The organism is Kutzneria sp. NPDC052558 (assembly GCF_044547355.1).
Taxonomy (GTDB): domain Bacteria; phylum Actinomycetota; class Actinomycetes; order Mycobacteriales; family Pseudonocardiaceae; genus Kutzneria.
The window spans coordinates 308684-320406 of sequence record NZ_JBIUAG010000001.1 but is presented as its reverse complement, the minus strand read 5'-3'; the positions used below and the strand labels follow the sequence as shown (position 1 = coordinate 320406).

Genomic DNA, 11723 nt, shown 5'->3' with positions numbered 1-11723 from the left:
CCGATGGCTGTGACCAACGACCAGGTCGTGCAGGCGTTGCGCGCCTCGGTGAAGGAGAACGCGGCGCTGCGCCAGCAGCTCGCCGAGCTCACCGCGGCGAAGTCCGAGCCGATTGCCGTGGTGGGCATGTCGTGCCGGTTCCCGGGCGGCGTGGACTCACCCGAGGCGTTGTGGGATGTGGTGGCCGAGGGCCGGGATGTGGTCGGCCCGATGCCCGGCGATCGCGGCTGGGACGTCGACGGCCTGTACGACCCCGACCCCGAGGTGATCGGCAAGTCCTACGTCCGCGAGGGCGGTTTCCTCGACGGCGTAGGAAATTTCGACGCGGAGTTCTTCGGTTTGTCACCCCGCGAGGCCTTGGCCACCGACCCGCAGCAGCGGCTGTTGCTGGAGCTGGGTTGGGAGGCGGTGGAGCGGGCCGGCATCGATCCGTTAGCGTTGAAGGGAAGCGCGACCGGTGTGTTCACCGGCGTGATGTACGGGGACTACGGCGGCCGCTTCTCCACCAGCGGTGTTCCCGCTGAGCTGGAAGGCTTTCTGCTCGGCATCGCCGGCGGCGGCAGCGTCGTCTCCGGCCGCGTGGCCTACACGCTCGGCCTGGAGGGCCCGGCGATCACCGTGGACACGGCCTGCTCATCCTCCCTGGTGGCAACACATCTGGCCGTGCAGTCACTGCGCAGCGGCGAGTGCGAGCTGGCGCTGGCCGGCGGCGTGACGGTGCTGGCCACGCCGTCGGTCTTCGTGGAGTTCTCGCGCCAGCGCGGCCTGTCGCCCGACGGCCGCTGCCGGTCCTTCGCCGATGCCGCCGACGGCACCGGCTGGGCCGAAGGCGCCGGCGTCGTGGTGCTGGAACGGCTGTCCGACGCCCGCCGTAACGGGCACCAGGTCCTGGCCACCATCCGGGGTTCGGCGGTGAACCAGGACGGCGCTTCGAACGGCTTGACTGCGCCGAACGGCCCATCGCAGCAGCGGGTGATCCGCGCCGCGCTGACCGACGCCGGTCTGTCCACTGAGGACGTCGATGTCGTGGAGGCCCACGGCACCGGAACCAAACTTGGCGATCCCATTGAGGCACAGGCACTTCTGGCCACCTACGGCCAGGACCGGGCCGAGCCGCTGTGGCTGGGCTCGCTGAAATCGAACATGGGCCACGCCCAGGCGGCGGCCGGTGTCGGCGGGATCATCAAGATCGTGCTGGCCATGCAGGCCGACACGTTGCCCAAGACCCTGCACGTCGACACGCCGTCCTCCCACGTGGACTGGTCGGCCGGCCAGGTGGAGTTGCTGACCGAGGCCCGCCCGTGGCCGGCGACCGGCCGACCCCGGCGGGCGGCGGTGTCGTCGTTCGGCATCTCCGGCACCAACGCCCACCTCGTCCTCGAAGCCGCCGAAGCAGAAGTCGAGGCGCCACAACCAGATCAGGGACCGTTCGCCTGGGTGCTGTCGGCGAAGTCCCGCCCGGCCCTGATCAGCCAGGCGCTGCGACTAGCGGCAACCGACCCCACTTCGGCGGCGGACATCGCCCGGTCGCTGGCGACGACCCGCTCGACCTTCGCCCACCGAGCGGTGATCCACGGCCGGAACCTGGACGAGCTGCGACAGGGTCTGGCCGCGCTGAGCCGTGACGAGGAAGCGCCGAACCTGATCACCGGCGAGGCCCGCGCCGGCCGGGTCGCCTTCCTCTTCCGAGCAGGGACCGACGAAAGCCTGTGCCGTCAGCTGGAAACCTGGGGCGTACGACCGGACTTCGCGATGGGCACCGTGCCCGAGACACTGCAAGTCCCGCCTCTCGACAGCGCCGAGGAACCGGCCTTCACGGTCGACCTCGAAGCCCTGCGCCAAACCCCATACGAGGTCCTGGCCGACCTCTGGGTCCGGGGACTGCCGGTGTCATGGCGTGCGGTGGGAGAGAGCTGGGGTGGTCGGGTGATCGGACTGCCGACCTATGCCTTTCAACGGCGGCGTTACTGGCTCAACGGCCCGGAATCCGCCGTCGACCCGGCCGCCGCCGGCCTGAACCCGGTCGACCACCCCATACTCAAGGCGATAGTCGAATCGCCCGGCGACAACGCGATCCACACCGGCCGGCTGTCGGTCCGCACCCATCCCTGGCTCGCGGAGCACCGAGTGCTGGGAGCCATTTCGGTGCCGGGCGCAACCCTGGTGGACATGGCAATGACCGTCGGCGCCGGCTGCGGCCATGCCGTGCTTGACGACCTGACGATCCTCACGCCGATGACCGTGCCGGACACGGGGGAGATCCAAGTGAGAGCGGCCCTGTCGCCGGGAGCGGATGCCCGGCACCAGATCTGCACCATCTCCTCCCGCGCGCCGGCCGAACCCTGGGTGACCAACGCCGAAGCCGTCGTCTCCCGGGGACCGGCGACAAAGCCCGGAACCCGCATCGACACCTGGCCACCAACAGGAGCGACCGAGCACGGCACCGACGATCTCTACGCAGTACTCAACGAAGCAGGTCTGGTCCACGGTCCCCGTTTCCGCGGCGTGCAGATGATCTGGCGGGGTGGCCCGGAACTGTTCGCCGAAGTGGCCGTTGCCTCAGTACCGGAGCTGCTCGACGCCGCACTACAGCCACTGATGGCGGCCGACGGCCAACTGCTCCTGCCCCACACCTGGCGAGGCGTCACCCAGCACGCCGAAATGCCGACCCGGCTCCGGGTACGGCTAACTCCCTGCGGGGACAACGAAGTCTCGGTGCTGGCGGTGTCCGAAGCCGGCGAACCCGTGCTGCACATCGACTCCGTCGCCCTGCGGCCGGTCGACCTGGCCGCCGTCGGCAGCGGCCTGCGCGGCTGGCTGTTCGAGGCCACCTGGGCGGGCTGATCCCCCTACGCACCCCTAGCCTCCCCTATCCGCGCCGAGCCGCGAAAAGCCGCGCCGCAGCGCCGTTACGTTGAGACACCTCACCAGGAAAGCAGGTTCATCGTGCGCGTTCTGTTCCACTCCGCGCCCGCGTACGGGCATGTGTTCCCGATGATTCCGTTGGCCTGGGCGCTGCGGGCGGCCGGCCACGAGGTCGTGTTCGCGTCCTACGAGGGCGCCGAGCCGATCATCACCCCGAGTGGCCTGCCGTGGCGGAACATCGCGCCGGGTGTGCAGATGTACCACGAGCTGTTCAACGTGGCCGCGCCCTCGCGGCCGGACCTGATGCGCGCCACCGCCGGCTCGCTCGGCCGCGACCGGGTGGCCTTCTGCCGGCTGTTCGCCCACGTCAACGACGTGGTCGCGGACGGGCTGGTGGAGTTTGCCCAGTGGTGGCAGCCGGATCTCGTGGTGTACGAGTACATTTCGCCGGTCGGCCTGATCGCCGCGGGCAAGCTGGGCGTGCCGGCGGTGCAGCACGACCTGGGCCTCATCCGCACCGCCCCGCTGCGGGCGGCGATGCTGGAAGAGCTGGCCCCGACCTTCGAGCGCCACGGTGTCGAGGTGCCGACCGACGTCAGAGTGCTGGACATCGCCCCGCCCAGCCTGATCGACGGCGAGCCGGACGGCTGGTCGCTGCGCCCGGTGTCCTACAGCGCCGGCGGCGAGCTGCCGGACTGGCTGGCCCGGCCGGCCGAGCGGCCGCTGATCGCGCTGACCGTCGGCACGGTCTCGCCGCGTATGGGCGGCCTCGACCTGGTGCGCCGGGTGATCGAGACCGCGCCCGATGTGGACGCGGACTTCGTGCTGGCGTTGGGGCAGGCCAAGGACAACGACTGGGGCGAGCTGCCGCCGAACGTGCGGGTGGCCGGCTGGGTGCCGTGGAACTCGCTGCTGCGGGTCTCGTCGGCGGCCATCCACCACGGCGGCTCCGGCACCTCGCTGGCCGTGCTGGAGGCCGGCCTGCCCCAGCTGATCACGCCCGACGGGTCCGACCGCGACATCAACGCGGAGATCCTGGCCGGGCACGGGGCCGCGTTGACCGCCGGTGTCGGCGAGGTCGACGCGGACCTGCTGGCCCGGCTCGTCGCCGACGAGACCCTGGCCAAGGCCGCGCGGGAGGTGCGGCAGGAGATCGCGGAGATGCCCAGCCCCGCGTCGCTGGTCCCGGAACTGGCCGGACTGGCCGGCTGAACACCGTGGGAGGAACGAGCACTGTGCAGGTGGAGCCGTGGTCGGTTGTCGAGGAGTTGGCCGTCGCCGTCGGCGGTCGCGACAGCGACGTGCAGGAAGTGGTCGACCGGGTGGGACCGGCGGCTGTAGTTGACGTGCTGGTGGCGGAGATCGCCGCGCGGGCGGTGGCGCCGGCCGGTGTCGCCGGCATCCCGATCGCGCTGGAAGTCCTGTCCGGCAGCGAGGTGACCGCCCGTACGGTGTCCTTTGTGGACAGCGTGCTGCGGGCGGGTGCCGACGAGGCGACGGATCTGGTCGTGCTGCGGTACGAGGTGGTCGACCTGGTGCGGCTGGTGTTCCGCAACCGTGACGGCTACGAGTCGAGCTCGCAGCAGGTCCGGCTGCCGGTGCCGAGCGACCCGGGCCTGGCCGACCGGGAGGCGCGGCTGCTGGCCAAGAAGAAGTTCGACGGCACGCTGCGCACCATGCAGGCGGTGATCGCCGCGATCACCGCGCCCACGCCGGGCCTGGCCGAGCTGGCCACCCGCTTCGGCTCCGACAAGTGGGGTTTCCTGCACTGGTACACGCCGCACTACCACCGGCACTTCCAGGCCATGCGGTTCGAGCCGGTGCGGGTGCTGGAGATCGGCATCGGCGGCTACGACGACGAGCGCGCCGGCGGCGGGTCGCTGGCGATGTGGCAGGAGTACTTCCCGCGCGGCTTGGTCTACGGCCTGGACATCTTCCCCAAGGAGATCGCCGGCCCGCGGATCAGGACCGTCGTCGGCGACCAGGGCGACGCCGCCGGGCTGGCCGCCTTCGCGGCCGAGCACGGGCCGTTCGACATCGTCATCGACGACGGCAGCCACCGCAACGAGCACGTCCGCACCAGCTTCGAGGCGCTGTTCCCGCACGTGCGGCCGGGCGGCTACTACGTGATCGAGGACCTGCAGACCTCGTACTGGCCGGAGTTCGGCGGCCAGCGCCCGCCCGGCTCGTCGGCCACCACCATGGGGCTGCTCAAGGAGCTGCTGGACGGGATCCACCGGCGCGAGTACGACACCGTCGACGACGACGCGGCCTGGGCCGCCGGCCACCCGTCGGACGTCTTCGTCACCCACAACCTGGCTTTTCTCGGCAAGGGCATCAACCACGAGCAGGGCGCGCCGGCCTGGCTGCGCCAAGGGGGCGCGGTATGACCGTCGAACAGCTTCGGACCGAGGTCCCGGCCGACGTGAACGGCGTGGTGGAGCAGCTGGTCCTGGCCACCTTCCGGGACCGCGACCTGCGGGCCGCGCTGGCCGACATCGGCCCCGAGCGGGTGGCCGGCCTGCTGGTCGACGAGCTCGTCTTCCGAGCGCCGAGACCGCTCAACGACGAGGAGATCGTGGTCCGCCTCGATCTCACGCACGAGGGCTCGGTGTCCTCGTTCGAGCTGACGGCGACGGCCAAGGTCGGGCTGCTGTCGCAGCCCTGGCAGGGGCGGGAGCAGCACGCGGCGATCGGCTTCGAGCTCGCGGACTTCGCCCGGGCGCTGTTCGGCCCGGCCCACGCGCCGCTCGGCCGCCTGCACAGCACCGAGCTGCGGTACTCGCCCAAGAGCCTGGGCCCCGGCGCCGAGCGCGAGCCGGCGAAGGCGATGGCCACGTTCAAGTCGACGATGCACCAGATCTCCCAGGCCCTGCAGACGTTGAACCAGGCGTGGTCGGCGCCGCGGGCCGGGCTGGACGAGCTGATGCTGCGCTACGGCTCGGACAAATGCGGGGTCCACCACTGGTTCACGCCGCACTACGAGCGGCACATCGGCCATCTGCGGGACCAGCCGGTGCGATTCCTGGAAATCGGCATCGGCGGCTACAACAATGCCGCCGGCGGCGGCCAGGGCGGGTCGCTGCGGGCCTGGAAGCATTACTTCAGCCGGGGCATCGTGTTCGGCATGGACATCTTCGACAAGTCCGAGCTCGACGAGCCGCGACTGGTCACGGTCAAGGCCGACCAGAACGACCCGGAGCAGCTCCGGGAAATAGTTGAGCGGTACGGTCCCTTCGACGTGATTGTAGATGATGGCAGTCACGTCAATCAGCACATCCACACCTCGCTGCGCGAGCTGTTCCCGCACCTGAGGCCGGGCGGCGTCTACGTGGTCGAGGATCTGTGGACCTCGTTCTGCCCCGGCTACGGCGGCGACGACGCCGACGTCAACTCGGCCGCGACCAGCATCGGACTGCTCAAGACGATCACCGACGCCCTGCACCACGAGGAGCGCGCGCACGTCCCGGCGGCGGTGCCCCGCACCCTGGAGGAACAGGCCGTCGGCCTGCACGTCTACCACAACATCGCGTTCATCGACAAAGGCGTGAACGCCGAGGGCGGAATTCCGGAATGGATTCCGCGTTCGCCCCGGCCGTCGAGCTGACCGAGTTTTTCCGCCGAACGGCCCGTCGCGACCGGCGTTGTCGGCGCGGCGGGCCGTTCGGCGTGAATCGGGTCGGCCGTTCGGTGGACGGGACTGTGACCCGATTGTTCGGGACCTGGCCTATTTCCGTATTGTTAATTCCTTTCTGGGAGAATAGTTACTTTTGTCCGGATTGGTCACGCTTTTTGCTTTGGTCTTCTTGCCTCTGTCGAACGCCGTCCGGTAGTCTCCGATCCCGGGGGTGGGGAAATGGATTTCGATTTACATATCCGGGGGCCCCGTCCCGCGACCGCGTGTTGTCCGCGTAATCGCTCTGGAGGGGGCCGTGCAGGATGGAAATGGCAGAGTATCGTTACGTGATTTCATCGGGGGAGACTGGACCGGGTCGGGGCCGCTAGCGGTCGTCACCGGCATGTCCGTGGCCGGCGTGCGCGAGGCCGTCGAGGGGGCCGGCCGGGCCGCCGTCGAACGCGGGGCGGTGGTGCTGCGGGCCACCGCGGCCCGGATGGAGTCGGCGCTGCCGTTCGCCGCGTTCGTGCAGTTGTTCTCCAACGCCGCGTTGCCGCCGGAAGTGGTCGACGCGGCCCACCGGCTGATCGAGAGCTGCCTGGCGGCGGGGACGCGGGAGGGCGTCGTCGCCGAGTTCCGGGAACGCCGGGTCGTGTTCGGGCTGTGTGACCTCCTGCTGGCGCTGGCCGCCGAGCGGCCGGTGCTGATCGCGATCGACGAGGTGCAGCACATCGACGCCGGCTCCCTGCGCAGCCTGCTGTGCCTCGTGTCCCGCCGGCCCGCGCCGGGACTGGCGCTGGTCGTCGGCGGCTTGCAGCCGCTGGAGTCCTCGCCGTTCCCGCACTGGCTGTCCGAGCTGATGCAGGGGGCCGACAGTCGGGCGTTCACGGTGCCGCCGATGAGCGAGGCCGAGATCGAGGCTCTCGCCGCCGGCTTCGGCGTGCCGACCACAGCCGAGCGGCTGGCGCACTGGATGTGCGGCAGCGGCGGCAATCCGACGCTCGTGCGGGGCCTGCTCGAAGATCACCGGCACGCCGACCACGACGACAGTGTCATCGAGCCCGGCGACTACTACCGGCAGGCCTATCTGTGCTGCCTGCACCAGGATGCCCAGGGGGTGATCGGCGTGATCCGGGCGATCGCCATCCTCGGCGAGACCACGCCGGCCCGCATCGCCGGCCTCCTGGACCTGGGGGCCGGTGAGGTCGTCAGCCTCATGGACCGGGCCGCAGCCGCCGGCCTGTTGCATGACGGCAGTTTCCGGCACGAGGTCGCGCGGGCGGCGGTGCTGTCGGCGATCCCGGCCGACACCAAGGCCCGTCTGCACCGCGAGGCCGCGAATCTGCTGTACCACGAAGGAATGCCGGCGACCGCCGTCGCCGAGCACCTCATCGCCGCCGAACACGTCGACGAGCCGTGGACGGTCGAAGTCCTGGAGTCGGCGGCCGTCCAGCTCCGGCTCGAAGGCCGGGCCGAGGGCGCGGTGGCGTGCCTGCGGCTGGCCACCACCAGCGCCAATCTCGGGGATGTGCAACGGATCCGCACCCGCGTGCGGCTGGCCGGCGCCGAGTGGATCCTGGATCCGACCCGGGCCATGCGCCATCTCGGGGCGCTGACCGAGGCCGGTCGTCGCGGCGAGCTCGACATCCCGCACGCCGCGGTGGTGATCCGGCTGCTGCTGTGGCACGGCCAGGTCGCCGAGGCCACCGATCTGTTGGCGCAGTTGGGCGACGGTGGCAGCGACGAGCGGGCGAGGGCGGAACTGTACTCGATCAGCCAGTTGCTACGGCTGGTCTGCCCGCCGCTGGCCGACGCGATGGGCGCGGTGCCGGCGGTGATCGCCCCGGCCGGCTACGACGACGTGCTCGTCTCGGTCGGCCTGCGGCATCGGGCGAATGCCGCGCTGCACAAGGTGATCACCAGCGGGCCGACCGCCGACGTCGTCGCCTCGGCCGAGCACGTGCTGCGCAGCGCGCGGGCCACGTACGCGTTGATGGACTACGTCGTCACCGCGCTGCTGACCCTGGTCTACGCCGAGCGGGCCGACCTCGCGGCCAGGTGGTGCGAGGTGTTCATGGCTGAGGACGGCCCGCACGGCCGGTCGCTGGGGCGGGCGATGGTGGCCATGGTCCGTGCGGACGTCGCGTTGAGCCGGGGCCGGCTGCGCGAGGCCGTCGACTACGCGGAGCTGGCGCTGGCGAGCCTGCCCGAGGCCAGCTGGGGCGTGGCGATCGGCCTGGTGCGGGGCATCCTGCTGACCGCGCTGGCCCAGGCCGGCCGGCACGAGGAGGCCACTGAGCACCTGAAGCGGCCAGTCCCGGAGATGCTGTTCCAGACCGGATTCGGCCTGCGCTACCGGATCGGCCGCGGCCACTACTACCTGGCCGCGGGCATGCCGACGGCGGCGCTGGACGACTTCCTCGCATGTGGACGGTTGGCCCGGCGATGGGGTATCGACCAGCCGGCGTTCCTGCCGTGGCGCACGGGGGCGGCCGCCGCGCTGCTGAAGATCGGCGGCGCGGCACGAGCCCGTGAGTTGCTCGAAGAGCAGCTGACTCTGGTCGGCAGCCGGGGATCTCGCACGGCCGGCATCACCTTGCGGCTACTGGCGGCCACGGTCCCGAACCAGAAGCGGCCGAAGCTGTTACGGGAGGCCGCCGAGACGCTCCAGCGCAGCGACGACCGCTACGAGCTCGCGTTCGCCCTGGCCGAGCTGGCCCAGGTCCACCGGGCGTTGCAGGATCCCGACCGGGCCAAGCTGTTCGCCCGGCGGGCCTGGCGGATGGCCGTGGAGTGCGGGGCCGAACCGCTGGCCGGGCCGCTCGCGGCGGCCGCGTCCGCGCCGCGGGAGGACGTGGTCCGCCCGACGCCCGAGGTGCCGGCTCCGGTGAGCCAGACCTCGGGCCGTAAGAACCCCAAGGCGCAGAACGCGATCGCCACGTTGAGCGAGGCCGAGCGCCGGGTCGGGGCGCTCGCCGCGTACGGGATGACCAACCGGGAGATCGCCCAGAAGCTGTTCATCACCGCCAGCACCGTCGAGCAGCACCTGACCCGGATCTACCGCAAGCTCAGCGTGGACCACCGCAGCAGCCTGCCGGCCTACGGCTGGGAGTGGGAGGCGGTCGAGACGGCGTGAGCCCGGGCCGGGTCGAGCAGCTCGACCGCGATCTCCACGGCCATCCGGGCCCGCTCGGCCTTGGGCACGTCGGGTTTGAGGGGCAGGGGAGCGTTGGCGACGAGCACCGTCGTCAGCGCGCCCCGGGCCCGCAGCTGCTCGGCCGGCGTCGGGTCCGGCGGCGTCAGCAGGGCCAGCACCGCCATGGTCTGCTCGACCAGCCGGGAGCGGACCCGGCCCTCGGCCTGCATCAGCCGCATCACCAGCGGCACCCGGTCGATCAGCAGCAGGGCGAATCGGGTCAGCAGCTCCCGGTAGGTGGCGATCTCGCGCGGCTGGCCCTCGGCCCAGGCGATCATGTCGTCCAGTTGGACGAGCAGGTCGCTCATGGCCGCGTCGAGGATCTCCTCCTTGGTCTTGAAGTGGTAGTAGAGCGCGGGCCGGGTGATCTCCAGCCGTTCGGCGATCTCCCGCAGCGTGGCCTGCTCGAAGCCCCGCTCGGCGAACACCGCGAGGGCCGCGTCCTGGATCCGCTGCCGGGTGTCTCTCCGAACCATGCCCGCTCTCCCCTCCGTCGGCCGCTTGACCGGCCCGGCCAGTGTAGCTTACCTTCGCGTAAGTAAGTTTTACTCACGCGTAAGTAAATGCAGGGGGCTTCGGATGAGCGAGACAGACCGACGGACCCGGCCGGCGGCGGCCGCCGGACCGGGGGGCGCTCTGGGCGGGCGGAAGTGGCTGGGCCTGGCGATCGTCTCGCTGGCCCAGCTGATGGTGATGCTGGACGTGACGGTCATGAGCGTGGCGCTGCCGTCGGTCCAGCACGGCATCGGCCTGACCGACGCCGACCGGCAGTGGGTGATCACCGCCTACACGCTGGCCTTCGGCGGCCTGCTGCTGTTCGGCGGCAACCTGGCCGACCGGCTCGGCCGCAAGCGCACGTTCCTGATCGGCGTCATCGGCTTCGCCGCCGCCTCCGCGGTCGGCGGCGCGGCCCAGTTCCCGGCGATGATCATCGGCGCCCGGGCGGTGCAGGGCGCGTTCGCGGCCGTGCTCTCGCCGTCGCTGATGTCGTTGATCGCCACCATGTTCACCCAGCAACGCGAGCGCACCAAGGCCATCGGCATCGCCAGCGCCATCGCCCTCGGCGGCACCGCCCTCGGCCTGCCCATCGGCGGCCTGCTCACCACCTACCTCGACTGGCGCTGGTGCCTCTACATCAACCTGCCGATCGCGGTGGTGGCCGCCGTCGGCGCGCTGCTGGTGCTGCCCGACCTGGCCGGCAAGCAGGACACCCGGTTCGACCTGGTCGGCACCGTGCTGGCCTGCGTCGGCATGGTCGCGCTCACCTACGGCCTGTCCTCGGCCGCCGAGTACGGCTGGGGCAGCGGCCAGGTCCTGGTCTCGATGGCGGTCGCGGTGGTCGGGCTGGCCGCGTTCGTGCTCGTGGAACGGCGGGTCGCGCACCCGATGCTGCCGATGCGGATCCTCACCGAACGCAACCGTGCCGGCGCGTTCCTCGGCATGGGCCTGTCCCGGGTCGGCATGTTCGGCGTGCTGCTGTTCCTCACCTACTACCTGCAGGAGGTCATGCACTACTCGGCCCTGCTGACCGGCTTCGCGGCCATCCCGCTGGTCATCGCCAACGGCGTCGCCGCCACCTCGCTCGTGCAGAAGCTGACGCCGATCGTGCCGCCGCGCTGGCTGGTCTCGCCCGGCCTGCTGCTCTCGGCCGGCGCGGTGTTCCTGTTCACCTTCCTCACCCCGGACAGCAGCTATGTGCTGGGCATCCTGCCGGCGGAGATCATCCTCGGCATCGGCCTGGGCCTGACCAACTCGCCGGCGATGAACACCGCCCTGAGCGGCACCACCCCGCGCGACGCCGGCGTCACCGCCGCCACCGTGAGCGCCTCCGGCCAGATCGGCGCCTCGCTGGGCACCGCCCTGTTCAACACCATCGCCACCATGGCCACGGCGTCGTTCATCGCGGCCAGCGTCACCAAGACCGCCGACGTCGTGCAGGCCGGCACCGTGCACGGCTACGTGGTGGCAAGTGCTTGGGGCGCGGGCATTCTGGTCGCCGCCGCCGTGCTCTGCGCACTGCTGATCAACGCCGCGCCGAAACGCTGA

The 11723-nt window shown here is 71.0% G+C and carries 7 protein-coding genes; 6 read left to right on the top strand and 1 reads right to left on the bottom strand.

Features of this window, described 5'->3' with window-relative positions:
• The first annotated feature begins 3 nt into the window (after positions 1-3).
• From ACIG5F_RS01540 to ACIG5F_RS01520, 5 genes are all read left to right on the top strand, one after another.
• Positions 4-2844, top strand: coding sequence for a beta-ketoacyl synthase N-terminal-like domain-containing protein (locus tag ACIG5F_RS01540; RefSeq protein WP_396515404.1), 2841 nt, complete (start codon positions 4-6; stop codon positions 2842-2844).
• A 102-nt stretch (positions 2845-2946) separates the two neighbouring features.
• A complete protein-coding gene (locus ACIG5F_RS01535) occupies positions 2947-4077 on the top strand; it encodes a nucleotide disphospho-sugar-binding domain-containing protein (protein ID WP_396515403.1) in 1131 nt (376 codons plus the stop codon).
• A 23-nt stretch (positions 4078-4100) separates the two neighbouring features.
• Positions 4101-5255 (top strand): class I SAM-dependent methyltransferase, encoded by a 1155-nt coding sequence (locus ACIG5F_RS01530; protein ID WP_396515402.1) that lies wholly within the window; start codon positions 4101-4103, stop codon positions 5253-5255.
• On the top strand, positions 5252-6472 hold the full coding sequence (locus ACIG5F_RS01525; protein WP_396515401.1) for a class I SAM-dependent methyltransferase: 1221 nt from the start codon (positions 5252-5254) through the stop codon (positions 6470-6472). The genes ACIG5F_RS01530 and ACIG5F_RS01525 overlap by 4 nt, the downstream gene beginning before the upstream one ends.
• Positions 6473-6713: 241 nt before the next feature.
• Entirely contained in the window at positions 6714-9617 is a 2904-nt protein-coding gene (locus tag ACIG5F_RS01520) for a LuxR C-terminal-related transcriptional regulator (RefSeq protein WP_396515400.1), read from the top strand.
• Here ACIG5F_RS01520 and ACIG5F_RS01515 read toward each other — a convergent pair.
• Positions 9581-10153: a TetR/AcrR family transcriptional regulator gene (locus ACIG5F_RS01515; RefSeq protein ID WP_396515399.1), complete on the bottom strand. Its 573-nt coding sequence runs from the start codon at positions 10151-10153 to the stop codon at positions 9581-9583. The genes ACIG5F_RS01520 and ACIG5F_RS01515 overlap by 37 nt on opposite strands.
• 103 nt (positions 10154-10256) lie before the next feature.
• Here ACIG5F_RS01515 and ACIG5F_RS01510 point away from each other — a divergent pair, with 103 nt between their 5' ends.
• Positions 10257-11723: a DHA2 family efflux MFS transporter permease subunit gene (locus ACIG5F_RS01510; protein ID WP_396515398.1), complete on the top strand. Its 1467-nt coding sequence runs from the start codon at positions 10257-10259 to the stop codon at positions 11721-11723.

Excerpts from the sequence above, each read along its gene's own strand:
- ACIG5F_RS01540 (WP_396515404.1), top strand. The coding sequence starts at position 4 with ATGGCTGTGACCAACGACCAGGTCGTGCAGGCGTTGCGCGCCTCGGTG.
- ACIG5F_RS01525 (WP_396515401.1), top strand. The coding sequence starts at position 5,252 with ATGACCGTCGAACAGCTTCGGACCGAGGTCCCGGCCGACGTGAACGGC.
- ACIG5F_RS01515 (WP_396515399.1), bottom strand. The coding sequence starts at position 10,153 with ATGGTTCGGAGAGACACCCGGCAGCGGATCCAGGACGCGGCCCTCGCG.
- ACIG5F_RS01510 (WP_396515398.1), top strand. The coding sequence starts at position 10,257 with ATGAGCGAGACAGACCGACGGACCCGGCCGGCGGCGGCCGCCGGACCG.